The organism is Pseudomonas fluorescens (assembly GCF_001902145.1).
Taxonomy (GTDB): Bacteria; Pseudomonadota; Gammaproteobacteria; order Pseudomonadales; family Pseudomonadaceae; genus Aquipseudomonas; species Aquipseudomonas fluorescens_BV.
Window position 1 is genome coordinate 589,121 of sequence record NZ_MRST01000026.1, and the last position, 22,332, is coordinate 611,452.

23 protein-coding genes are annotated in these 22,332 nt (G+C 60.3%); 14 read left to right on the forward strand and 9 right to left on the reverse strand.

Annotated features, from left to right (window positions below; all coding sequences use genetic code 11):
• Positions 1-186 precede the first annotated feature (186 nt).
• From uvrD to BUE92_RS22205, 3 genes are all read left to right on the forward strand, one after another.
• Positions 187-2,370: a DNA helicase II gene (gene uvrD / locus BUE92_RS22195; protein WP_014720554.1), complete on the forward strand. Its 2,184-nt coding sequence runs from the start codon at positions 187-189 to the stop codon at positions 2,368-2,370.
• 300 nt (positions 2,371-2,670) lie between these two features.
• Positions 2,671-3,537 carry a Tim44 domain-containing protein gene (locus tag BUE92_RS22200; protein WP_073526289.1) on the forward strand — a complete coding sequence of 289 codons (867 nt, stop codon included), beginning with the start codon at positions 2,671-2,673 and terminating at the stop codon, positions 3,535-3,537.
• A gap of 135 nt (positions 3,538-3,672) precedes the next feature.
• Positions 3,673-4,080 carry an SMI1/KNR4 family protein gene (locus BUE92_RS22205; RefSeq protein WP_034129154.1) on the forward strand — a complete coding sequence of 136 codons (408 nt, stop codon included), beginning with the start codon at positions 3,673-3,675 and terminating at the stop codon, positions 4,078-4,080.
• A gap of 69 nt (positions 4,081-4,149) precedes the next feature.
• Here the strand turns inward: BUE92_RS22205 and BUE92_RS22210 are convergent, their stop codons facing one another.
• Complete coding sequence (locus BUE92_RS22210; protein WP_073526290.1) at positions 4,150-5,910, reverse strand: cation:proton antiporter; 1,761 nt, start codon at positions 5,908-5,910, stop codon at positions 4,150-4,152.
• Between the two features lie 283 nt (positions 5,911-6,193).
• On the opposite strand from BUE92_RS22210, the gene BUE92_RS22215 reads away from it, so the two are divergent.
• Positions 6,194-6,679, forward strand: a complete 486-nt coding sequence (locus tag BUE92_RS22215) for an acyl-CoA thioesterase (RefSeq protein ID WP_003195747.1) — start codon at positions 6,194-6,196, stop codon at positions 6,677-6,679.
• 122 nt (positions 6,680-6,801) lie between these two features.
• On the opposite strand, the gene pdxY is transcribed toward BUE92_RS22215, so the two are convergent.
• Positions 6,802-7,674, reverse strand: coding sequence for a pyridoxal kinase PdxY (gene pdxY / locus BUE92_RS22220; RefSeq protein WP_073526291.1), 873 nt, complete (start codon positions 7,672-7,674; stop codon positions 6,802-6,804).
• A gap of 117 nt (positions 7,675-7,791) precedes the next feature.
• On the opposite strand from pdxY, the gene BUE92_RS22225 reads away from it, so the two are divergent.
• Entirely contained in the window at positions 7,792-8,187 is a 396-nt protein-coding gene (locus BUE92_RS22225; protein WP_003195752.1) for a DUF3301 domain-containing protein, read from the forward strand.
• On the opposite strand, the gene BUE92_RS22230 is transcribed toward BUE92_RS22225, so the two are convergent.
• The 4 genes from BUE92_RS22230 to dksA are packed head-to-tail and all read right to left on the reverse strand — an operon-like array spanning position 8,181 to position 11,469.
• Positions 8,181-9,143 carry a CobW family GTP-binding protein gene (locus tag BUE92_RS22230; RefSeq protein ID WP_073526293.1) on the reverse strand — a complete coding sequence of 321 codons (963 nt, stop codon included), beginning with the start codon at positions 9,141-9,143 and terminating at the stop codon, positions 8,181-8,183. The genes BUE92_RS22225 and BUE92_RS22230 overlap by 7 nt on opposite strands.
• A gap of 44 nt (positions 9,144-9,187) precedes the next feature.
• Positions 9,188-9,832 (reverse strand): DUF1826 domain-containing protein, encoded by a 645-nt coding sequence (locus BUE92_RS22235; RefSeq protein ID WP_073526295.1) that lies wholly within the window; start codon positions 9,830-9,832, stop codon positions 9,188-9,190.
• Complete coding sequence (gene zigA, locus BUE92_RS22240) at positions 9,832-11,037, reverse strand: zinc metallochaperone GTPase ZigA (protein ID WP_073526296.1); 1,206 nt, start codon at positions 11,035-11,037, stop codon at positions 9,832-9,834. The genes BUE92_RS22235 and zigA overlap by 1 nt, the downstream gene beginning before the upstream one ends.
• Before the next feature lie 27 nt (positions 11,038-11,064).
• The gene (gene dksA, locus BUE92_RS22245; RefSeq protein WP_073526298.1) at positions 11,065-11,469 is read right to left on the reverse strand and encodes an RNA polymerase-binding protein DksA; all 405 of its coding nucleotides are present in this window, start codon (positions 11,467-11,469) and stop codon (positions 11,065-11,067) included.
• 125 nt (positions 11,470-11,594) lie between these two features.
• Here dksA and BUE92_RS22250 point away from each other — a divergent pair, with 125 nt between their 5' ends.
• Positions 11,595-11,963 carry a glutamine synthetase gene (locus BUE92_RS22250; RefSeq protein ID WP_073526299.1) on the forward strand — a complete coding sequence of 123 codons (369 nt, stop codon included), beginning with the start codon at positions 11,595-11,597 and terminating at the stop codon, positions 11,961-11,963.
• Here BUE92_RS22250 and BUE92_RS22255 read toward each other — a convergent pair.
• A complete protein-coding gene (locus BUE92_RS22255; protein ID WP_073526301.1) occupies positions 11,960-13,171 on the reverse strand; it encodes an N-acetylmuramoyl-L-alanine amidase in 1,212 nt (403 codons plus the stop codon). The two genes, BUE92_RS22250 and BUE92_RS22255, sit on opposite strands and share 4 nt — an antisense overlap.
• Positions 13,172-13,299: 128 nt before the next feature.
• On the opposite strand from BUE92_RS22255, the gene folE2 reads away from it, so the two are divergent.
• The 6 genes from folE2 to BUE92_RS22285 are packed head-to-tail and all read left to right on the forward strand — an operon-like array spanning position 13,300 to position 18,510.
• Positions 13,300-14,190, forward strand: coding sequence for a GTP cyclohydrolase FolE2 (folE2, locus tag BUE92_RS22260; RefSeq protein ID WP_073526303.1), 891 nt, complete (start codon positions 13,300-13,302; stop codon positions 14,188-14,190).
• A complete protein-coding gene (locus BUE92_RS22265) occupies positions 14,187-14,855 on the forward strand; it encodes a metal ABC transporter ATP-binding protein (protein WP_073526304.1) in 669 nt (222 codons plus the stop codon). Before folE2 ends, BUE92_RS22265 begins: the two co-directional genes overlap by 4 nt.
• On the forward strand, positions 14,856-15,722 hold the full coding sequence (locus BUE92_RS22270; RefSeq protein ID WP_073526306.1) for a metal ABC transporter permease: 867 nt from the start codon (positions 14,856-14,858) through the stop codon (positions 15,720-15,722). It abuts the gene before it with no gap.
• Positions 15,723-15,733: 11 nt separating this feature from the next.
• Positions 15,734-16,612 carry a metal ABC transporter substrate-binding protein gene (locus BUE92_RS22275; RefSeq protein ID WP_073526307.1) on the forward strand — a complete coding sequence of 293 codons (879 nt, stop codon included), beginning with the start codon at positions 15,734-15,736 and terminating at the stop codon, positions 16,610-16,612.
• Entirely contained in the window at positions 16,609-17,169 is a 561-nt protein-coding gene (locus tag BUE92_RS22280; RefSeq protein ID WP_005792581.1) for a gamma carbonic anhydrase family protein, read from the forward strand. The genes BUE92_RS22275 and BUE92_RS22280 overlap by 4 nt, the downstream gene beginning before the upstream one ends.
• A 3-nt stretch (positions 17,170-17,172) precedes the next feature.
• Complete coding sequence (locus BUE92_RS22285; protein WP_073526308.1) at positions 17,173-18,510, forward strand: dihydroorotase; 1,338 nt, start codon at positions 17,173-17,175, stop codon at positions 18,508-18,510.
• On the opposite strand, the gene BUE92_RS22290 is transcribed toward BUE92_RS22285, so the two are convergent.
• Positions 18,507-19,028 (reverse strand): DUF3617 domain-containing protein, encoded by a 522-nt coding sequence (locus tag BUE92_RS22290; protein WP_073526310.1) that lies wholly within the window; start codon positions 19,026-19,028, stop codon positions 18,507-18,509. The genes BUE92_RS22285 and BUE92_RS22290 overlap by 4 nt on opposite strands.
• A gap of 130 nt (positions 19,029-19,158) precedes the next feature.
• Between BUE92_RS22290 and cls the strand changes: the two genes are divergently transcribed.
• Both cls and BUE92_RS22300 read left to right on the forward strand, forming a co-directional pair.
• A complete protein-coding gene (cls, locus tag BUE92_RS22295) occupies positions 19,159-20,598 on the forward strand; it encodes a cardiolipin synthase (protein ID WP_073526312.1) in 1,440 nt (479 codons plus the stop codon).
• Positions 20,599-20,687: 89 nt separating this feature from the next.
• Entirely contained in the window at positions 20,688-21,107 is a 420-nt protein-coding gene (locus tag BUE92_RS22300) for a hypothetical protein (protein ID WP_073526314.1), read from the forward strand.
• Here the strand turns inward: BUE92_RS22300 and cfaB are convergent.
• Positions 21,095-22,282, reverse strand: coding sequence for a C17 cyclopropane fatty acid synthase CfaB (cfaB, locus tag BUE92_RS22305; RefSeq protein ID WP_073526316.1), 1,188 nt, complete (start codon positions 22,280-22,282; stop codon positions 21,095-21,097). The two genes, BUE92_RS22300 and cfaB, sit on opposite strands and share 13 nt — an antisense overlap.
• Positions 22,283-22,332: the final 50 nt, after the last annotated feature.

Consider the following 22,332-nt stretch of genomic DNA (forward strand, 5'->3'; position numbering starts at 1 on the left):
GCTGCGATTGCCCGCAAACCTTTGGCCCAGACCGCTTGAGCAAGACACGGCATGGGCTGCGGCCGATGACCAACCGGTCATCACCCCCGCCAGAATCTTCGCCCCTTCGGTAGCTTGCAGGCGTTTTGCATCGACCATCCGGCATTGGGATTTGCCCAGGCCCCCCAAGGCCCCTAGAATGCGTCGATGCGCGATGACCTTTCTCTTTTGCTGAACTCCCTCAACGATGCCCAACGCCAGGCCGTAGCGGCCCCCGTTGGCCGTCAGTTGGTCCTGGCCGGTGCTGGCTCCGGTAAAACCCGAGTGCTGGTGCACCGTATCGCCTGGTTGATCCAGGTCGAAAACGCGTCCCCGCATTCCATCCTGTCGGTGACCTTCACCAACAAGGCCGCTGCCGAGATGCGTCATCGCATCGAGCAGTTGATGGGCATCAGCCCGGCCGGCATGTGGGTGGGCACCTTCCACGGCCTGGCGCACCGCCTGTTGCGGGCGCATTGGCAGGAAGCCGGCCTGAGCCAGACCTTCCAGATTCTCGACAGCGACGACCAACAACGCCTGGTCAAACGCGTGATCCGCGAACTGGGCCTGGACGAACAACGCTGGCCGGCGCGCCAGGCGCAGTGGTTTATCAACGGCCAGAAAGACGAAGGCCTGCGCCCGCAACATATCCAGGCAAGCGGCGACCTGTTCCTGGCCACCATGCGCAGCATTTATGAAGCCTATGAAGCGGCCTGCGTGCGTGCTGGCGTCATTGATTTCTCCGAACTGCTGCTGCGTGCCCTCGACCTGTGGCGCGACAACCCCGGTTTGCTGGCCCATTACCAGAAACGCTTCCGCCACATCCTGGTGGACGAGTTCCAGGACACCAACGCCGTGCAGTACGCCTGGTTGCGGCTGCTGGCCAAGGGCGGCGACAGCCTGATGGTGGTGGGCGATGACGACCAGTCGATCTACGGCTGGCGTGGCGCGAAAATCGAGAACATCTACCAGTATTCCGAAGACTTCCCGGACGCGGTGACCATCCGCCTGGAGCAGAATTACCGCTCCACCGCCGGGATCCTCAAGGCTGCCAACGCCTTGATCGCCAACAACACCGGGCGCCTGGGCAAAGAGCTGTGGACCGACGGTGGCGAAGGCGAAGCGATCAACCTGTACGCAGCGTTCAATGAGCACGATGAAGCGCGCTACGTGGTCGAAACCATCGAAAGCGCACTGAAAACCGGCTTGGCCCGCAGCGATATCGCGATTCTATACCGCTCCAACGCCCAATCGCGGGTGCTGGAAGAAGCCTTGCTGCGTGAGCGCATCCCATACCGCATCTACGGCGGCCAGCGCTTCTTCGAACGTGCCGAAATCAAGAACGCCATGGCCTACCTGCGTTTGCTTGAGGGCCGTGGTAACGATGCGGCGCTGGAGCGGGTGATCAATATCCCGGCGCGTGGCATTGGCGAGAAAACCGTCGAAGCCATCCGCGACCATGCGCGCCATGCCGATGTGTCGATGTGGGAAGCCATGCGCTTGCTGATCGCCAACAAAGGCCTGACTGGCCGTGCTGCGGGGGCGTTGGGGGTGTTTGTCGAGCTGATCGAGAACCTGGCCGCCAAGTGCGCAGAAATGCCGCTGCACCTGATGACCCAGACCGTGATCGAGCAGTCCGGGCTGATCGCCTATCACGAAGCGGAAAAAGGCGAGAAAGGCCAGGCTCGGGTAGAAAACCTTGAGGAACTGGTCAGCGCCGCCCGCGCGTTCGAAAACACCGAGGACGACGAAGAGCTGACGCCACTCGCCGCCTTCCTGGGCCACGCCTCGCTGGAAGCCGGCGATACCCAGGCCGACGAGCATGAAGACAGCATCCAGCTGATGACCTTGCACAGCGCCAAGGGCCTGGAATTCCCTTACGTGTTCCTGGTGGGCATGGAAGAAGGCCTGTTCCCTCACAAGATGAGCCTGGAAGAACCCGGCCGCCTTGAAGAAGAACGCCGCCTGGCCTACGTGGGCATTACCCGGGCGATGCAGAACCTGGTGATGACCTACGCCGAGACCCGACGCCTGTACGGTAGCGAAACCTACAACAAGGTGTCGCGCTTCGTACGTGAGGTGCCGAAGGGGCTGATCCAGGAAGTACGCTTGTCCAACAGCGTCAGCCGCCCGTTCGGTGGTGGCCAGCAACAGAACTCCAGCAGCATGTTTGCCGGTTCCGAAATACCCGAAACCCCGTTCAGCCTGGGCCAGCAGGTCAAGCATGCGATCTTCGGCGAAGGCGTGATCCTCAACTTCGAAGGCGCCGGCGCCCAGGCCCGGGTGCAGGTCAACTTCGCCGAGGGCAGCAAGTGGCTGATGATGGGTTACGCCAAGCTCGAAGCGGTCTGAACTCCATTCCTGTAGGAGCGAGCTTGCTCGCGAAGAACGCCCAGACAATGCGGGCATCCAGAATGCCCGCGTAATCGTTGACGATTTTCGCGAGCAAGCTCGCTCCTACAGAGAACCGTTCAACATGAAGGTTTTTGGCCCACCCTTGTTTTTGGTAAGGGCGGGCCAATATCTGTAATTAGTCCTACAGACCCTTCGGATTTGGTCTTACGCAAAAGCCCGAAACATTATGCCGCTAGCCACTGCCACGACACCTGTGCAACATGGCGCGCGTGCAATCCACAAATGGGAATTCCCTATATGAAACGTTTTCTTAGCATCGCCATGGCGTTGTGCATCGGCCTGACGATGAGCCTCGACGCCAACGCCAAACGCTTCGGTGGCGGCAAAAGCTCGGGCGCGGCACCGACTCACCAGACCAGCCAAATGGCTCCAGCCGCCGGTGCAGGCGGTGCTGCGGCTACTGCAGGCGCAGCCGGTGCCGCTGGCGCTGCTGCCAAGGCCGGCGGTGCTTCGCGCTGGCTGGGCCCTCTGGCCGGCATCGCCGCCGGTGGCCTGCTCGCGTCCATGTTCATGGGCGATGGCTTCCAGGGCATGCAGATCTTCGACATCCTGATCATGGGCGTCATCGCCTTCCTGGTCTTCCGCTTTATCGCCGCCCGTCGCCGCAAGCAGCAGGAGCACCTGGCTCCAGCCGGCGCGCCGATGCAGCGTGAAGCGTTCGAACAGAAGCCTGCCATGGGTTCGATCTTCGGTGGTTCGGCAGCCCCTGCCGCCCGTCCGGTGATCAACGCACCGGCCTGGTTCAACGAAGAGCGTTTCGTCGAAGCGGCCCGCAGCCACTTCCAGTCCCTGCAACAGCACTGGGACGCCAACGAAATGGACAAGATCTCCGAGTTCGTGACCCCGCAACTGCTGGAGTTCCTCAAGCGCGAACGTGCCGAGATCGGTGACGCCTTCCAGTCGACCTACATCGACGACCTGCGCGTACAGCTCGATGGCGTGGATGATCGCGCCGACAAGACCATCGCCACCCTGACCTTCAGCGGTGTGTCGAAGTCCTCGCGTTTCGACCAGGGCGAAGTGTTCAGCGAAAGCTGGAACATGGAACGCGCCCAGGGCGAGGACCAGCCATGGCTGGTCGCCGGTATCCGCCAGAACGGCTAATACCTGCGCGTTTGAGCGAGCGGTAACAAAAACCCCGGACATGTCCGGGGTTTTCTATTTCACGGTTGCACTTATAGCGAGCTACTGTATAAAACGCCCCTATAAACCGCGCCATCTAGCAAGAGGATCCCGGCCGTGGAAGAAATCATCGAACAACTGCGTGAAGCCAACGAACCGGTCCCGGTTCCTTTGGAGCTACCTGACGAAGACCTGCTGGTGGAAATCGAGGAACAACTGTTCATCGACATCCCCTTTGTCTTCCGTGAATTCTTGCTGACCGTCAGTGACGTGGTCTACGGCAGCCTGGAGCCGGTGACCGTCACCGACCCACAGTCCCACACTTACCTGCCAGACGTTGCCGCCAACGCCTGGGATGCCGGTGTTGATCGCAGCCTGATCCCTATTTGCCAGGACGGCGACGACTACTATTGCGTCGAAGAAGACGGCACCGTCGTGCTGTGGTCCGGTGAGGAAGAACTGGTTACTGAAGAAACCTGGGAATCGGTGTGGCACTGGGCACGGGACGTCTGGCTGGAAAGCTGATACTTGAAGGCTTTTGTGGCGAGGGAGCTTGCTCCCGCTGGGCTGCAAAGCAGCCCCCGCCAACGCCAGTCAGTGTTCCGGGTCCTTGTGGTTATCCAGCGTCTCCAGCAACGCAACCTGCATCCGCGTATGCACACGGATAAACCAGCGCCAGAGCACTGCAGCCACCGCCGCCGTGACCACGGCAATCAACACCAGCAACTTGTTGGTCGGCAGAATACTGGCCGACAAGGCTGCCAATAGCAGGAAGATCACCAGCAGCGACAAGATGGGAATAAGCTCCGCAATCACCCGTCGCACACGCTGGGTATGACGCCCGGCCATCTCTGGCTTCACGCTCATCTCCGCCAGCAGCATCGACAGCGCCTTGAGCTTGCGATACGCCGCAATCAGAAACGGCAACGACACTAGCAGCGCCCCGCCCCAGATCAACGCCTTCTGCCAACTTTGATCGCTGACCCAGCCTTCCAGATACCCACCGATGCGCTCCGCGAAAAAGCTGCCGGCAAAGAAGATCGCGATCACCAACGCCAGGTTTACGCCGACCTGCAGAATGATCTTGCGGATCATCGCGGCCAACATCGCCCCCTCGCCCTGGGGCTGAATGCTGCGCAGCCATTCGCCATACATACCGAACACTCGGCTCATACGCTTGGGCATCACCGCCGCGATTTTCAATGACAGTGGGTCCGCGCCACGAATCAGGTAGGGCGTCAGCAACGTGGTGATCGCCGAAACGGCCACCGCCACTGGATACAGAAAGTCGCTGGTGACCTGCAGGGTCATCCCCAGCGCTGCGATGATGAAAGAGAATTCGCCAATCTGTGACAGCCCCATACCGACCCGCAGCGAGGTGCGACCATCGTTGCCGGCAATAAACGCGCCCAGCCCGCAAGACAGCATCTTGCCCAACACCACGGCCACGGTGATCACCGCAATGGGCCAGGCGTATTGCAGCAGGATCTGCGGGTCGATCATCAAGCCAATCGCCACGAAGAAAATGGCGCTGAACATATCGCGAACGGGTTCGATCAGGCGTTCAATCTTAATCAACTGGCGGGATTCAGCCATGATCGCACCGATCAAGAAGGCCCCGAGCACCATGCTGTATTCCAACTTCACCACCAGCAGGCAGAAACCGAAGCACAGCCCCAATACAGTGATCAGCAGCATCTCGTTGCTTTCAAACTTGGCCACATAAGCCAGCAGGCGTGGCACCAGCAAGATACCAATCACCAGGGCGACGATCATGAACAGCGAGAGCTTGCCGACCGTGGAGAACACTTCGCCGGAGCTGACCGTGCCACTCACGGCGATGCTCGACAGCAAGGCAATGATGCCGATACCCAGGATGTCCTCGACAATCAGCACACCAAAAATCAGCTGGGCGAACCGCTGGTCTTTCATCTTCAGGTCGTTGAGGGCCTTGACGATAATGGTGGTCGAGGAGATTGCCAGGATCGCGCCGAGGAACAGCGAGTCCATGGTGCTCCAGTCGAACCAGCGACCGATCTCGTAGCCGATCCAGATCATCAGCACGATTTCCAGGAACGCCGCGATAAACGCCGTGGCCCCTACCTTGAATAGCTTGCGCAGGCTGAATTCCAGGCCCAGGCAGAACATCAGGAAGATGACCCCCAGCTCCGCCAGGGTCTTGATCGTGTCTTCATCGTGGATCAGGCCAAACGGCGGGGTGTGCGGGCCGATAATGAAGCCGGCGACGATGTAGCCCAACACCACCGGCTGCTTGAAGCGGTGAAACAGGATGGTGACCACCCCTGCCACCAGCATGATCACGGCCAGGTCCTGGATAAAGCTGATGGCGTGCATGGCGAGGGGCTCCTTGAGGGTGCCGGCGCTTTTCCCACTTCCGGCCGCGCCTTTGATGGGTCGGAAAAGTCTGCCTTGATCGTAAGAAAAGCCCTGAGAAGGGCTTTTGAAGGGTAACACCACGACTTCTGCTGAAAAGCCGGTGCAATATATGGAAACAGATCGCTGCGCGCGTGACGGCAAGCTGCCTGACGGCGTCCCGTTAGGGATGGCGCTGCAATGACCTTGAGTACCCGCAGAGGTGCCTCCCCCCCAACCAATGCCTACAACCCGTGAGTGTGCTATGGAACCCGGAAACGCCCAGCTGTCGATGACGGTACTGATGACCCCTGACATGGCCAACTTCTCTGGCAATGTGCACGGCGGCACACTGCTCAAGTACCTCGACGAAGTGGCCTACGCCTGCGCCAGCCGTTATGCCGGGCGTTATGTGGTCACGTTGTCGGTGGACCAGGTGATCTTTCGCGAACCGATCCATGTCGGTGAGCTGGTGACCTTCCTGGCGTCGGTCAATTACACCGGCAATACGTCGATGGAAGTGGGCATCAAGGTGGTGACCGAGAACATCCGTGAACGCTCGGTGCGCCATACCAACAGCTGCTTCTTCACCATGGTGGCCGTGGACGACCAGCGCAAACCTGCCGCCGTACCGCCGTTGCAGCCGCAGAACAGCGAGGACAAGCGCCGCTTTGTGCAGGCCCAGCAGCGTCGGCAGATTCGCCAGGAGCTGGAAAAGCGCTACCGCGAAATCAAAGCCGACGCGCCGTAATTTGTGAACCCAATCAAAATGTGGGAGCGGGCTTGCTCGCGAATGTGGTGCGCCAGTCAATACATGTGTGGCTGATCCACCGTATTCGCGAGCAAGCCCGCTCCCACACGGGTTCCTTGTGCTTACAGACTGATCGGTGTGGCTTCGAAGCGCACACGAGGGTGGGCAATACGGTCCTGGGCCCGCACCAGTTCCAGTTCATAACTGGCACAGACCTGGGTTTCCAGCAGCACTTCATGTACCGCCGCGGCGGTGAATTCAAAGGCAGCCACCAGGCTATCGCCCAACAGCACCCGCGCCAGGAACAGCCCCGACGTCAGGTCGCCCACGCCCACCGGCTGACGCGGAAACGCCAGCAGTGGCCGACGCAAGTGCCAACTGCCGTCGGCCGTCACCAACAGCATTTCAAAACCTTCTGGCAGTTTGCCTGGGTAATCCAGGTGCTTGACCAGCACCGCCTTGGGCCCACGCGCCAGTAATGCCTTGGCCATCGCCAGGCAATCGAACAGCGATTGCGGCTTGCGCCCGGCAAAACTGTCCAACTCCAGTTGGTTGGGGCACAGGAAGTCCGCCATGGCGGCAGCCTCATCCAAGAGGAAATCGCTGACCTCCTGCGGCACGATACAACCCTTTTCCGGGTGGCCCATCACCGGGTCACACAGGTACAGCGCCTTGGGGTTGATCGCCTTGATACGAGCGACACCGCTGAGGATGGCGCGGCCCTGGTCTGCACTGCCCAGGTAACCGGACAGCACCGCATCACAGTTGCCCAGCTCGCCAATCGCGGCAATACCCTCTACCAGCGCAGGAATTTGCTGCGGCGCCAACACTTCGCCCGCCCACTGTCCATACTGTGTGTGGTTGGAGAACTGCACCGTGTTGAGCGGCCAGACGTTCACCCCGACCCGCTGCATGGGGAACACGGCGGCGCTGTTTCCGGCGTGGCCAAATACCACGTGAGACTGGATCGCAAGCAGGTGAGGTGTACGTTTCATGCGGGAGATTTCCGTAAAACCGTTGAATTTCTGGCCGAGCAGTATGCGACTAAACGCAGCCTGTACGACAGACCGGCGACACAGTTAAGCTGCGCTCACTTTGTTGGAGTTCATGGAATGCTGACCCTGGGAAACATCTTCGTCTTGATGCTGCTGGCGACCGGCGCCGCCTGGGTTTGGCACAACCACGGCCTGCGTGAACGGGCGCTGGCGCGGGTCAAGCAGCATTGCGCCAAGCTCGATATCGAACTGCTCGACGGTGCCGTGGCACTCAAGCGTATCGGTTTTGTGAAGGATGCCAATGGCCGCCGACGCTTGGCGCGCATCTATAATTTCGAGTTCACGGTGACCGGCGAAACCCGTCATGCCGGGGTCATCACCCAGTTCGGCGCCCACAGCGCGCAGATCGAACTGGCGCCCTACCCGTTCGAAACCAAGGAGCCGCTGCCCAGCGCCGAGATCATCGAATTGAGCCAGTGGCGCCAGGACCACGCCAGCAAGAAACATCAGTAACGGCAGGCTGCCAGGGCGCTCTGCAATGCGGCCACGTCCTGTGGTGCGCTGAAGATCAATTCAACACGTGAATCGCGCCGCCAAGCGCTGGGTTGCCAGCCCAGTGGGCTGTTATCCACAGCGTTGGCGGACACCCAACCGTCAACGCTGTGGATAACCAATTTGGCACGGCACCAGCCCAAACTCGATAGCCACTGATGCAGACGGCTGACATCGAATCGCTGGCTTGGGTGCCAGCGCCAGCCGATGCTCCAGCCGCCCTCCTGGCTCTGACTCAGGCAGATCGGCAGCCCCGGGTCGCTCCAGATCGCAGGCATTTGCCCCACCGCTTCAGGCACGCCGAAATTATCCACAGCTACCTGGGCCTGCGCTTTCAAACCAGGCAACCGGTCGAGTGGCAATCGCGCCTGGCGTGTCCAATGGAGCGGGCAATCGGGTAATTGCGCTTCAATCACCTGTCGTTGCGCGGCCGTCAGCGTCTCGTCCTTGTTCAGCACCAGCAGGCCGGCACTGGCCAACGCCTCTTGCTGTGCCTGCGGCAAGGGCTTGCCCGCCGCCAGCGCCTGGGCATCGAGTACCAGCACGCAAGGCTGCACGGCCAGCACGTCTTGCCATGGCGCCTGCCGCAGTTGCTTGAGCAACTGCGCCGGATGGCCCAGGCCCGAGGGTTCAATAAACAACCGATCCGGCTTGGCCTTACGCAACAAGCGGCCTAGCCCTACCTGGAACGGTGCACCGTTCACACAGCACAGACAGCCGCCCGCCACCTCACCCAAGGCGATGCCGTCATCGTCTTGTGTGAGTAGGGCTGCGTCCAGGCCGATCTGGCCGAACTCGTTGATCAGCACCGCCCAGCGCTCGTTGGCCGGGCGCTGGGCAAGCAGGTGCTTGATCAGGCTGGTCTTGCCGGCGCCCAATGGCCCTGCAATCACATGGGTAGGAATGTTCTGCAACATGAGAGACATCGTTCAGGCCGTGTAGAGCGTTTGATCCTACGCGGTTATGCCAGCCAATCCAGCGTCAGGATCAACCGCCGTTCATCGGCCTTGAGCGCTGGCGAGCGGTGGATCAGGCCATGTCCTTCGTTGCCGTGCCATTTGGTGCCTTTAAGCAGCGCCACTTCACCGCAATGGATCTGCTCGATGCGCTCAGTGGGCTCGGCATCCGCCTGGCTCAATGTGCGCCGGTCCATGACGCCTTCACGCAACCATTGGCTGCCGATACCGGCGTAGGTGGTAATCAGCCGAACCGGCACGTGATCGACGTGAAAACGCGGGCACATGGCCTTGTCCAATAGCCGTAAACGCACGCCGATGCGCTTGGCGCCCAGCAGGCAGGCGAATGCACTGACCAGCCACGACACATCGGCGACAAACCCGTCGTAGCCTTCAAGATCGCGACAGCTGGACGCCAAACCCTGCAAGTTCGGCACGGCGTCTTCGCTGCTCAACTCGATCACCAAGGACTCGGCCAACGGTTCATTGAGCGCCACCAGTAAAGCGCCAAACTCAGCGATATGCAGGGGCAGTTGGCGCTGCCAGATCGCCAGGTTGACGCCATCATTGAGGATATCGGACAGCGCCAGCGGCGTTTCCCCATGTGTCTGGCGGATGACGGGGCGCAGGGGAATGACCGGGGCCAGCATCAGGCGACCTGCTCGTACCAAGGGCCAAACGGGTCGGGCAGCTGGCGCCAACCTTCGACGCCCAGGGCCATTTCTTCATCGTTGAGCAAGCAGGCGTCCAACTCGGTACGCATCTGGGCAAAGTCGATGTTTTGCCCGATAAACACCAGTTCCTGACGGCAGTCACCGGTGCTCAATTGCCAGTTAGCCATGATCGCCGCCACGCTTTCTTCGTCCTGAGGCCACTGGCTTTTCGGCACAAAGCGCCACCAACGCCCGGCAAACCCATGGCGCATCAAGCCACCCGCTTGGGACCAACTGCCCGCATCCTGATGTTTGCTGGCCAACCAGAAGAAACCCTTGGAGCGCAGCAGCTTGCCGTTGACCCAGGGGCGGTCGATAAAGTCGAAAAACCGCTGTGGGTGGAAGGGCCGGCGCGCACGGTAAGCGGTGGACGCTATGCCGTACTCTTCGGTTTCCGGCACATGTTCACTGCGTAACTCCTGCAACCAGCCCGGTGCCTGGGCGGCGCGTTCGAAGTCGAAACGGCCAGTGTTGAGGATCTTGTTCAGCGGCACTTCGCCCATGACCATCGGGATGATTTCCGCCTGGGCGTTGAGGCGCTCGAGGATGGCCATCAGTTCTTCGCGCTCGCGGCTGCTGATCAAGTCGATCTTGCTGATCAGGATGACGTCGGCGAATTCGATCTGTTCAATCAACAGGTCGGTAATGGAGCGCTCATCCTCTTCACCGAGGGTCTCGCCCCGTGAAGCCAGGCTTTCGGCAGCCTGGTAGTCGAGCAGGAAATTCATACCGTCGACTACAGTGACCATGGTGTCCAGGCGTGCAATGTCGGCCAGGCTTTGCTCGTTTTCATCGCGAAAAGTGAAGGTTTCGGCCACGGGCAAAGGTTCGGAAATACCGGTGGACTCGATCAGCAGGTAATCGAAACGACCTTCTTTGGCGAGTTTTCCCACCTCTTCAAGCAAGTCTTCACGCAAGGTGCAGCAAATGCAGCCATTGCTCATCTCCACCAGTTTTTCTTCCGAACGGTTGAGCGTGACATCACGCTGCACCTCGCTGCCGTCGATGTTGATTTCGCTCATGTCGTTGACGATCACCGCCACCCGCAGGTTTTCGCGGTTGCGCAGGACATAGTTGAGCAGCGTGCTTTTACCGGCACCGAGAAAGCCGGACAACACGGTCACGGGGAGACGATTGGGCATCAGGTATTCCTCATCAAGGTTGGCCGGTCAAACAGCCCGTCTATGGCGTTCGCGCAGCTCTTCACGTTCTTTGGCTTCGATACATAAGGTGGCGGTGGGACGCAGCAGCAGGCGTTGCAGGCCGATGGGTTCGCCGGTTTCACGGCACCAGCCGTATTCGCCACGGGCCAGCATTTCCAGGGCGTCGTCGATCTTGTCCAACAGCTTCTTTTCACGCTCCAGCAGGCGCAGTTGCCATTGGCGTTGCTCTTCGGCACTGCCGATATCCGCCAGGTCGCTGTTGGTTTCCTGCTCGCGCAGCGCCTGGAACTGCGCGTCGATACGGGCTTGCAGGTCATCGCGCTGAGCCAGCAACAGTTCGCGGAAGAAGCGCTGCTGGGCCTCATTCATGTAGTCGGCCGCTGGTTGGGCCAAAAGATCGTGTTCGGTCATGGAAGCGGTTCGCGGGTCGGGCTGTGCATTTATGTTATAGTATAACAATACAAATAAGCCAATCCCTCTTGCTCGCCGCGACGAAGGGCGCAATGCTGGGTCACCTGCCTATGTTGAGAACCTTGATGAAATACCTTCTGTGCGCGCTGCTATTGGCAGTCGCCGGGCCTGCCTGCGCCCAGGCACCCAGCCTGTTGGCCAACTGCACACGCAGCGCCAACCTGCTGGCTTGTGTGGACCCATTGGGCAATGCCTATAGCGTGGCGACCGTAGGCAGCACCACGTACCTGCGTGGTTTCGAAGTGATCGGCAAACGCTATTGGGCGCAGACCAACAGCCGGTATGGGCAACTGACGTTTTTTACCGGGCTGGCATCGGATGGCGAGGCGTGGGTCGGCTACACGCGGCGCGTGGGCTGGACCACCATCAACCGGTTTTCCAGCTCGGGTGGCGCCAGCGCCAAGTTCACCTGTAGCCGAATGAGCGGCTGTTAGACCTGGCTGTTTTTCTGCGCCTGCACCCAGGCCATGTAGCTGTTCATGGGCGGGTTCTTCTGGAAGTAACGTTTCAGACCTTCGAAAAGGCCATCCGCCACCGCCTGCTGATGACGCGCCGTGACAAGCCGCTGGGCGTCGCGAGCGTTGGAAATGAACCCCGTCTCCACCAGGATCGAAGGTACGTCCGGTGACTTGAGCACGGCGAACCCGGCCTGCTCCACACGTTTCTGATGCAGGCTGGTGATGTTTTGCAGGCTGCCCAATACCGAGCTGCCCAGTTGCAGGCTGGACGCGATGGTCGCATTCATCGACATGTCGAGAATAACCCCAGCCAGCATTGGGTCCTTGTCCTTCAAATTGAGCAAGGTAGTGGCGCCCAGCAAGTCGGCGCCATTTTCGCGCTGGGCCATGAAACGTGCCGTAGCCGAAGTGGCGCCCCCTTCCGACAACGCATACACCGAGGCGCCCGACGCGGTCAGCCGTGGCGCGGCGTCGGCATGTACCGAAATAAACATATCGGCCTTGTGCTGACGGGCGATGTCCACGCGCTTGCGCAGCGGCACGAAGAAGTCGTCGTTGCGCACCAGTTTTACGTCAAAACCCTTTTCGCGCTTCAAGCGTTTAGCCAACAACTGGGCAATCGACAGCACCACATCTTTTTCGCGCTGGCCCTTGGAGCCAATGGCACCTGGGTCTTTGCCGCCATGGCCGGGGTCGACCACCACGATGATGTCGCGCTTGGGATGCGCCTTGTCTACCGGCGTTACCAAGGGTGCCGGCTCAGCGGCGATTTGACGGGGCGCACGGGTCGCGTTGGTCAGGTCCAACACCAGGCGATGGCCTTGGCCATCCTGGGGCGGCAGCACGAAGCTGTTGAGCTGCATGGGCTCGACCAGGTCCAGCACGATGCGCGTATCACGCTTGCCGAAATGCCCGGAACGGATCGAGGTAATCCCACTGTTCTTCAACGCCAATTGGGAAAAGTCGCCGCTGAGCCCGGCGCCACTCAAGTCGATAATCAAGCGGTCCGGTGAGGTCAGGGAAAAGGTCTTGTATTGCACCGGGCCGCTGAGGTCGAACACCAGGCGCAGCTTGTCGTTTGAGCGCCACAGGCGTGCATTGCGAATCTGCGTGGCGTAAGCCCCCAAAGGCAAGGCGAACAAGGGTCTGACCAGCAGCAGGTTGAGGAGCTGACGTCGGTGCATGGCATATACCGCAGATAAAGGAGCGTCCCTACTCGATATGACTGAACAAAGGCTGGAGCAGAAAATTCATCGTGGCTTGTATTGTTATACTATAACATGTCGAATTATTTCCAACGATGGACCTGCTTATGAATGCGCTGACTCTGCCGGACATTGCCGCGCAGGCTTCACGCCAAGCCTTGCCACTCGACTGGGTGGGGATGTGCGGCATCGCCTTGCCGATCCTGATTGACGCTCAACACCTGGCCGCCACCGCTGACGCGGGCGTAAGCCTCGACGACGGCACGGCCCGTGGCATTCATATGTCACGCCTGTACCTGGCTCTGGAAATGCTCGATCAACAGCCGCTGACATCTGCACTGCTGCGTAATGTACTGCAGCGTTTTCTCGACACACATGAAGGTTTATCTAAGAACGCTTACCTGCGCATCCACACCCAGTTGCTGCTTAAACGCCCTGCCCTGGTCAGCCCATTAGCCGGCTGGAAGAGCTACCCGGTGAGCATCGAAGCGCGTCTGGAAAACCAGATGTTCCACGTGGAACTAAAAATTGACGTTACTTATTCCTCAACCTGCCCTTGCTCCGCCGCCCTCGCCAGGCAGTTGATTCAGCAGCAATTTGTGGATGATTTCGCCAACACGCCGTTGCACCACGAAGCGGTGCTGGCCTGGCTCGGCAGTGCCAACGGCATCGTCGCCACACCCCATAGCCAACGCAGCAGCGCGCAGTTGCACGTTCATCTGCAAGGTACTGACCTGCCGATAGTCGACTTGATCAACGCTGCCGAAGCCGCGCTCGGAACCGCCGTACAAACCGCGGTGAAACGCGCAGACGAACAAGCCTTCGCCCTGGCCAACGGGCAGAACCTGATGTTCTGCGAAGACGCCGCTCGCCGCCTCAACCTCGCCTTGAAACGCTCGGATGCCGTCAAAGCCTTCCACCTCAAAGTGATCCACGCCGAAAGCCTGCACGCGCACGATGCCGTGGCTGAAAGCCGCTGGACGAGAGTTTCTGCATGATCACCTGCAACGCGTTGCGCTGGGGTGCCCCCGGGCAACCGCTCACTCCGGCACTGGATTTAACCCTGGAAAAGGGCAGCCTCACCGGCATCATCGGCGCCAACGGCACGGGCAAGAGCAGCCTGCTCAAAGTCATCGCCGGCCTGCAAAAGCCGCTGGTAGGAAAAGTCATTGTGGATGTTCCACGCCGTGGCGGCCTGGCCTTCCTACCCCAGCAGCAACACTTGGACCGCCAGTTCCCCATCCGCTTGCAAGAACTGGTGGCTGCAGGTTTTTGGGGCACCCAACACACTTCACAACAACGCAGCCAACGCCTGCAAGCGGTACTCGAAGACTGGTGCCTGACTGGCTTGGAACACCGACCGTTGATGGCATTGTCCGGCGGCGAATTGCAGCGCGCCCTGCTTGCACGCATGAGCCTGGCCGACGCACCCATCCTGCTGCTCGACGAACCTCACGCAGCTCTCGATGAGGACGGTCAGGCGCTGTGCTGGAAACACATCCATGCCTGGCACGGCGAAGGCCGCACCCTGGTGATCGTCTGCCATGACCTGGCCGCCGTGCGCCACCACACCCAGCATGTACTGCAGATCAAAAACACCGGCTGCGTATTCGGCCCCAGCAAAGAGCTGATCCGCCCGCAACCGCAGATGCAGGTGGCCTGAATGCACTTCACTGCCCACTTATGGATGCCATTTCATGAGTTCGTCTTTATGCGCCGCGCACTCATTGGCGGCTTGGTACTGGCTTGCAGCACCGCGCCGCTAGGTGTGTTTTTGATCCTGCGGCGCATGAGCCTGATCGGTGATGCGGTGGCCCACGGCATCCTGCCCGGCGCCGCCCTGGGTTTCTGGTTCGCTGGGCTGAGCCTGCCCGCGCTGACCCTCGGCGGCCTGGGTGCAGGCCTGAGCATGGCCGGCCTGGCCGCGTGGATCACCCGCCGCACCGGCCTGCGCGAAGACGCCAGCCTCGCCGCCATCTACCCCATCTCTCTGGCCGCCGGCGTGCTGATCCTGGGCCTTGCCGGCAAGCGCCTGGACCTGCTGCACCTGCTGTTCGGCTCCGCCCTGGCCGTGGATCAAACCACCCTGACCGGCATGCTCTGGGTCTCGGGTTTCAGCCTGATCGCCATGGTCCTGATCTACAAACCGCTGCTGCTGGACACCCTCGACCCGCTGTTCCTGCAAACCGTCAGCCGCCTCGGCCCCCTCGCCCATGGCATGTTCCTGACCCTGGTGGTGCTGAACCTGGTGATTGGTTTCCAGGCCATCGGCGCGTTGATGGTGGTTGGCTTGATGATGTTGCCGGCCATCGCCTCACGCTTCTGGAGCCGACGCTTGCCAGTGTTGATCGCGGTATCGGCGCTGCTGGGATGCCTGTCGGTGTGGTTGGGCCTGCTGCTGTCGTTCTACTACTCACTGCCCAGCGGCCCGGCGATCGTGCTGGTGGCGGGCGCTGGGTATTTGTTGTCCGTGGTGTTCGGTCCGGTGCACGGTTTGTTGCGCCGCCCGCCTTTGCTCACATCCCAATGAGGTGTTTCCCGATGCGCGCTCTACTCGTGCTGTTCAGTCTGCTGCTGCCGCTTTCGATGGCCCACGCCGCCGACAAACTCCAAGTGGTCACCAGCTTCAGTATTCTCGACGACATCACCCACCAGATCGGTGGCGAGCATATCCAGATCAGCAACATGGTCGGCCCGGACGCCGACGCCCATACCTATGAACCCACGCCGGATGACGCCAAGGCACTGCTCAAGGCCAAGGTGATCATCAAGAACGGCCTCGGTTTCGAACCGTGGCTGGACCGCCTGGTTACCAGCACCGAAACCAAGGCAACGGTGGTCACCGCCAGCAAAGGCGTGATTTCCCACACCATGGACGAGGATGGCGAAACCATTCCCGACCCGCACGCCTGGCACAACCTGGCCAACGCCGAAATTTATGTGAGCAATATCACCAAGGCGCTGGTAGCCGCCGACCCTGCCAACAAGGCCGCCTACCTGAGCAACAGCCAGGCCTACCTCAAGCAAATCCATAGACTGCTGGGCGAGGCCAAGGCCAAGTTCGGCGCCCTGCCACCGGGTAACCGCCGCATCGTCACCTCCCATGACGCCTTCGGTTACCTGGGCCAGGCTTATGGCATCCAGTTCCTCGCGCCCCAGGGCTTGTCCACCGAACGTGACCCTTCGGCTGCTGAAGTCGCTGCGCTGATCACCCAGATTCGCAAGGACAAGGTCAAAGCCGTGTTCATGGAAAACATCAAGGACTCACGCCTGCTCAAGCAGATCGCAGATGAAAGCGGCGCACAGATCGGCGGCACGCTGTACTCAGACGCTCTCGCCGCAGAAGGCCCGGCCAGCACCTTTATCGGGCTGTTCGAATACAACCTCAACACCCTGTGCGCCGCACTGAGCCAGCCATGATCCGCAAAAATCCTTCGGGCGATCTACCGGTGATCGCCGAATCGGCCTACGTCGACAAGACCGCCATCATCTGCGGCAAAGTCATCATCGGCGAGAACGTATTCGTCGGCCCCTACGCCGTGATCCGCGCCGACGAAGTGGATGCCAGCGGCGCCATGGACCCGATCACCATCGGCGCCAACTCCAACATCCAGGACGGCGTGGTCATCCACTCCAAATCCGGCGCAGCGGTGACCATCGGCGAATTCACCTCCATCGCTCATCGCTCCATCGTCCATGGCCCCTGCACGGTGGGCGACCGCGTGTTTATTGGCTTCAACAGCGTGCTGTTCAATTGCGCCGTGGGCGATGGGTGCGTGGTGCGCCACAACTCGGTGGTCGACGGCCGCGACCTGCCCGCCGCCTTCTACGTACCCTCCACGACGCGCATCGGCCCCAACACCGACTTGTCGCAGTTCCCACCGGTGAGTGTCAGCGCCTCGGAGTTTTCCGAAGACGTGGCACGCACCAACGTCGACCTGGTACGCGGCTACAAAGCCCTGCAAAACGAGTTCTGAACCATGAGCCGCCTGCTGATCCGCAACGCCCGCCTGGTCAACGAGGGCCAGGTATTCGACGCCGATGTACTGGTCGCCAATGGTCGTATCGAGAAGATTGCCGCCAGCATTCAAGGCGATAACGAACCGGTGGAAATCGATGCCAACGGCCAGTGGCTGCTGCCAGGGATGATCGACGACCAGGTGCATTTTCGCGAACCCGGCGCGCCTGAAAAAGGCAGCTTCTACAGCGAATCTCGCGCGGCGGTGGCCGGCGGTATCACCAGCTTCATGGACATGCCCAACACCCAACCGGCCACCCTGAACCTGGAAGCCCTGGCCGATAAAAAGCGCCGTGCCGCGCTGCACTCAGTGGCCAACTACGGCTTTCATTTTGGCGTGAGCAACGACAACCTCGACACTGTTGCCGCCCTCGACCCTCGTGAAGTGGCTGGAGTCAAAGTGTTCATGGGCGCTTCCACCGGCAATATGCTGGTGGACGACCCGCGCATTCTGGAGCGCCTGTTTGCCGAGGTGCCAACCGTTCTGCTCGCTCATTGCGAGCACACGCCCAGCATCCTGGCCAACGAGCAACGCCTGCGCGAGCGCTTCGGCGAGCATATCCCCGCCGTCGCTCATCCACTGATCCGTGATGCGCAGGCCTGTTATCGCTCGTCATCGTTTGCCGTGGAATTGGCCAAACGCCATGGCACTCGCCTGCATGTGTTGCACCTGACCAGCGCGCGCGAACTGGCGCTGTTCGAAGACAAGCCACTGGCCGAAAAGCACATCACTGCCGAGGTCTGCCTGCACCACTTGTTGTTCGATGACTGCGATTACCACCGCCTCGGCCACCAGATCAAATGCAACCCGGCGATCAAGACCCGCGCCGACCGCGACGCGCTGCGCCTGGCGTTATTGAGTGATCGTCTGGATGTGATTGGCACCGACCACGCGCCGCATACCTGGGCACAAAAACAGCAGGGCTATCGTGACGCACCCTCAGGCTTGCCCCTGGTGCAGCATGCCCTGCCGGCGTTACTGGAGTTGGTGGCCGACGGGCATTTGCCCCTGACCACTCTGGTAGCCAAGACCAGCCACCGCGTGGCCGACCTGTTTGCCATTGCTGATCGCGGCTACTTGCGTGAAGGTTATTGGGCCGACCTGGTGCTGATCAAACCGGAGCCTTCCGGCAAGCCGGTCAACAGCCAACCCATTCTCGCCCGCTGCGGCTGGACACCCTTTGCAGAACGCAGCTTTCGCCACAGCGTGAGTACAACATTGGTCAGCGGCCACCTGGCCTGGCACAACGGCCAGGTGGTCAACAGTTGCCAGGGCTTGCCCCTGCAGTTCGGGCGTTAGGCGCGGGGTTTGACCGTACCGCAATCGTTGCCCAGCCACTGGGCGTGGCTGTCCAGGCTACCCTTCTGCTGGATCCCGGTGGCATTGAAGGTACCGTTGACGCTGGTGGTGAATTCTTTCTGGCTCTGGAACGTTGCCACCCCAGTGCCCTGGGCTTTCGGGCAACTGAAACGGAATTTCCACTGGTTGCCGCTCTTGTCGGTGACTTCCTGCTTGCAGCCCGATTGAGGGTCGGTCAGGGGGATCGAATCAGAGGCCACCTGGGCCGGGGTCAGGCACACCTGCACGCCTTTACCAGCCATGTTGATGCCTTGTTTTTCGAGCATGGCGCGCTGTTCAGGGGTCATCTGTTGCTTGAGTTGACCGAGGATCAGCGACAAGTCCGGCAGGTCCTGGTTATCCACTTTCATATTGCTGGTGGTCAATTCCCACAAGCCCGGCGCCAGCATCTGCGCGTGCGCCGCCACAGGCAGCGACAAACCAACAACCATGGCCAAACCAAGCAGACGAGCATTCATCGGGTAACTCCTGGGTAATTGTGGGCGTTAGACGTCGCAAAGCAGCCAGTGTTGCATGGCAAATAAAATAGCGACATTCACAGCCGTTCATGGTCTGTTACGCACTGGACTGCCCGGAGTTACGACGTTCATGGATTTCTTTGGCCCGCACCTGCTCGCCTACGTCATTGCCACGCTGCACTTTCTCGGAACGCTCGCCGCGATCCACGCGGTACTGACCGTGCGCACCGCACAAGGCTCAATCGCCTGGGCATTGTCACTGATGTTCATGCCCTACCTGACGCTGATTCCCTACCTGATTTTCGGCCGCAGCACTTTCGACGCGTACATCCAGGCCCGTCGCCAAGCCAACCAGGAAATGCACACGGCCATCACCGAACTGAACTGGCGCCCGTGGGTGGAGGAAGCGCTTGCGGCGCGCAACTCCAGCGCCTATGCCTCCTTGCGCGCCATGCCCAAGCTGGGCCGCATGCCCTGCCTGGCCAACAATGAAGTGCGCCTGTTGATCAATGGCGATGCCACCTTCGGCGCGATCTTCGAGGCTATTCGTAACGCAAAGACCGCCGTGCTGTTCCAGTTTTTCATCATTCACGACGATGAACTGGGTCGCCAATTGCAGGTCCTGTTGAAGGAAAAAGCCGCTCAGGGCGTGGCCATTTACGTGCTGTACGACCGCATCGGCAGTCACGCCCTGCCCCATCGTTATGTGCAAGCGCTGCGTGACGCTGGTGTGCAGGTCAAGGCATTCGCCACCCGCAGCGGTTGGCTCAATCGGTTCCAGGTCAACTTCCGTAACCATCGCAAGATCGTAGTGGTGGACGGCATTACCGGGTTTGTCGGCGGGCACAACGTAGGCGATGAATACCTGGGTAAAAAACCGCCGCTGGCGCCATGGCGCGATACCCATGTGCAGGTCACCGGCCCGGTGGTGGCGTGCTTGCAAGAGTCGTTTGCCGAGGACTGGTTCTGGGCCGCACGGGAACTGCCGCCGCTGATCCTGCCGGACGCCTACCCGGAAGACGGTGTGCTCTGCCAGTTGCTCGCCAGCGGCCCGGCAGACCCTTATGAAACCTGCTCACTGTTTTTCGTCGAGGCCATCCATGCCGCGACCGAGCGGGTGTGGATCACCAGCCCGTACTTCATCCCCGACGAGGCGGTGTTTGCTGCCCTGCGCCTGGCGGTATTGCGCGGAGTCGATGTGCGCCTGCTGCTGCCATCACGGCCCGACCACCGCATCGTGTATGCCGCATCCAGCCTGTACGCCAACGAAGCGGTGCGAGCGGGTGTGCGCGTGTTTCGCTACACGCCGGGCTTTCTGCATCAGAAGGTGGTGTTGGTGGACAGCGAAATCAGCGCCATTGGCAGCGCCAACATGGACAACCGTTCGTTCCGGCTGAATTTTGAAGTGATGCTGCTGACGGTGGATGAAGCCTTCGCCAGCCAGGTTGAACAGATGCTGCTGGACGACTTTGCCCTGGCCCATGAAGTCAGCCAGGAAGAAAGCCGCGAGACTCGCCGGCTGCAACAACTGGGGATGCGGGTGGCACGTCTTATTTCACCGATTTTGTAACCTGAGTCATCAGTCAAGAACCGGCGCATTCATTAAAGAGGTGATTGGACTAAGCTTTTTAGCTCACCTTCGATTCAAGAGGCCCAATCATGAGCAAAGTCCCCACTCTAAAAGTGGAAATCGGCCAACCCACCGATATCCTCCACCTTCACTACAAAGTGCTTTATCCAGACAAACCTTTCGAAACGGCGGCGGTTTATCTTTATAGCAACGGTATTTATCTGATCCTCTCGCCCGGTGAACATCATTGGGGCGTGTATGTCACCGTTGGCGACTCGAACGAACCGACCTGGGCGATGAGCTTTATTTCACTGCCTTCCGATGATTGGGGTAAAAACCTGGCTCGACACGATCTGACGTTCAATAGAGTCAGCAATGTATTTACCCAACAGCTCTACATACAAGACGATCAGAGCGCCGCTAAGCAACATGGCACGTTCGAGCGCTTCCCCAACAACGTGGCCGATCCGACCACGTTGAATTGGGAAAACATCCCTCAACCGAAGTAGATATCGCTACGCGTCCACGGCAGTTCATGGCTGCCATCTGCATGGGGCTTGATTGCAAGAATTTGATGCAGATTTATCCAGCCCCGGGCAAACGCATAGGCGCAACCCGCCAAGTACAACCGCCAGATACGCAAGGCCTGCTCCGGCACCATCCTGGCCGCCGCTTCAAGGTTGTCCTCCAGGCGCTCGCTCCAATGGTCCAATGTGCGGGCGTAATGCATACGCAGACTTTCGACATCGACCACTTCCAGCCCTGCTTCACTGACCTCGGCGGTCATCATCGCCAGGTGCGGCAGTTCACCATTAGGGAACACGTAGCGCTCGATAAACTCACCGGCGCCACGGCCTACGGGGCGGCCATCGGTGTGCTTGGCGGTAATGCCATGGTTCATCACCAGGCCACCTTCACGCACTGCGCCGAACAGGGTCCGGCAGTACTGCGCCAGGTTGGCGTGGCCGACGTGTTCGAACATGCCCACGCTTACCACTTTGTCGAAACGGCCGTCCTGAGGCAGGTCGCGGTAGTCGAGTAATTGCAGGTCGACCTGGTCTTCCAGGCCTTCGGCTTTCACCCGCTCCTTGGCCAGCGCCAGTTGTTCCTTGCTCAAGGTGATACCAAACACCTTGACCCCGAACTCACGTGCGGCATAGCGCGCCAGTCCGCCCCAACCGCAGCCCACATCCAGCAGATACTCACCCGGCTGCAGCCGCAACTTGCGGCACAGGTGGCGGAATTTGTCTTGTTGGGCCTGGTCGATCGACTCGCTGCCGGTTTCGAAATAACCGCAGGAGTAGGCCATGTCCTGGTCCAGCCATAGCTGGTAGAACTCGTTGGACAGGTCGTAATGGTAGGAAATGGCCGCCGCGTCGGTGGCCTTATCGTGAATCGAGCGCACCGGACGACTCTCCTCATCGTCATCGACCAAGGCGTGACTCAACTCGTCACATACCCTGATCACTTCGGTGATGGAGCCTTCCAGCTCCAGCTTGCCCTCGACGAAGGCTTCGCCCAGTGAGTCGAGCGTTGGATGGGTCAGCCTGGATACAACCGTGGGGTCCTTGACCACGATGGTGACGCTGGGCTCAGGGCCCAAGTTGAATTCATGGCCGTCCCAGAGTCGAAGACGCAGCGGTAGCTGAAGATTCTGTAAGGCCGGTGGAAGTTGCGCGAGCATGAGTAGTCCCCCCTTGTTTCAGACGTCTGCTGTGAGGGTAGACCATGCCA

What these genes read in the sequence shown, in the direction of transcription:
- uvrD (WP_014720554.1), top strand. Translation starts at nt 187, where the DNA reads ATGCGCGATGACCTTTCTCTTTTGCTGAACTCCCTCAACGATGCCCAA.
- BUE92_RS22200 (WP_073526289.1), top strand. Translation starts at nt 2,671, where the DNA reads ATGAAACGTTTTCTTAGCATCGCCATGGCGTTGTGCATCGGCCTGACG.
- BUE92_RS22210 (WP_073526290.1), bottom strand. Translation starts at nt 5,910, where the DNA reads ATGCACGCCATCAGCTTTATCCAGGACCTGGCCGTGATCATGCTGGTG.
- BUE92_RS22215 (WP_003195747.1), top strand. Translation starts at nt 6,194, where the DNA reads ATGGAACCCGGAAACGCCCAGCTGTCGATGACGGTACTGATGACCCCT.
- pdxY (WP_073526291.1), bottom strand. Translation starts at nt 7,674, where the DNA reads ATGAAACGTACACCTCACCTGCTTGCGATCCAGTCTCACGTGGTATTT.
- BUE92_RS22225 (WP_003195752.1), top strand. Translation starts at nt 7,792, where the DNA reads ATGCTGACCCTGGGAAACATCTTCGTCTTGATGCTGCTGGCGACCGGC.
- BUE92_RS22230 (WP_073526293.1), bottom strand. Translation starts at nt 9,143, where the DNA reads ATGTTGCAGAACATTCCTACCCATGTGATTGCAGGGCCATTGGGCGCC.
- BUE92_RS22235 (WP_073526295.1), bottom strand. Translation starts at nt 9,832, where the DNA reads ATGCTGGCCCCGGTCATTCCCCTGCGCCCCGTCATCCGCCAGACACAT.
- zigA (WP_073526296.1), bottom strand. Translation starts at nt 11,037, where the DNA reads ATGCCCAATCGTCTCCCCGTGACCGTGTTGTCCGGCTTTCTCGGTGCC.
- dksA (WP_073526298.1), bottom strand. Translation starts at nt 11,469, where the DNA reads ATGACCGAACACGATCTTTTGGCCCAACCAGCGGCCGACTACATGAAT.
- BUE92_RS22250 (WP_073526299.1), top strand. Translation starts at nt 11,595, where the DNA reads ATGAAATACCTTCTGTGCGCGCTGCTATTGGCAGTCGCCGGGCCTGCC.
- BUE92_RS22255 (WP_073526301.1), bottom strand. Translation starts at nt 13,171, where the DNA reads ATGCACCGACGTCAGCTCCTCAACCTGCTGCTGGTCAGACCCTTGTTC.
- folE2 (WP_073526303.1), top strand. Translation starts at nt 13,300, where the DNA reads ATGAATGCGCTGACTCTGCCGGACATTGCCGCGCAGGCTTCACGCCAA.
- BUE92_RS22265 (WP_073526304.1), top strand. Translation starts at nt 14,187, where the DNA reads ATGATCACCTGCAACGCGTTGCGCTGGGGTGCCCCCGGGCAACCGCTC.
- BUE92_RS22270 (WP_073526306.1), top strand. Translation starts at nt 14,856, where the DNA reads ATGCACTTCACTGCCCACTTATGGATGCCATTTCATGAGTTCGTCTTT.
- BUE92_RS22275 (WP_073526307.1), top strand. Translation starts at nt 15,734, where the DNA reads ATGCGCGCTCTACTCGTGCTGTTCAGTCTGCTGCTGCCGCTTTCGATG.
- BUE92_RS22280 (WP_005792581.1), top strand. Translation starts at nt 16,609, where the DNA reads ATGATCCGCAAAAATCCTTCGGGCGATCTACCGGTGATCGCCGAATCG.
- BUE92_RS22285 (WP_073526308.1), top strand. Translation starts at nt 17,173, where the DNA reads ATGAGCCGCCTGCTGATCCGCAACGCCCGCCTGGTCAACGAGGGCCAG.
- BUE92_RS22290 (WP_073526310.1), bottom strand. Translation starts at nt 19,028, where the DNA reads ATGAATGCTCGTCTGCTTGGTTTGGCCATGGTTGTTGGTTTGTCGCTG.
- cls (WP_073526312.1), top strand. Translation starts at nt 19,159, where the DNA reads ATGGATTTCTTTGGCCCGCACCTGCTCGCCTACGTCATTGCCACGCTG.
- BUE92_RS22300 (WP_073526314.1), top strand. Translation starts at nt 20,688, where the DNA reads ATGAGCAAAGTCCCCACTCTAAAAGTGGAAATCGGCCAACCCACCGAT.
- cfaB (WP_073526316.1), bottom strand. Translation starts at nt 22,282, where the DNA reads ATGCTCGCGCAACTTCCACCGGCCTTACAGAATCTTCAGCTACCGCTG.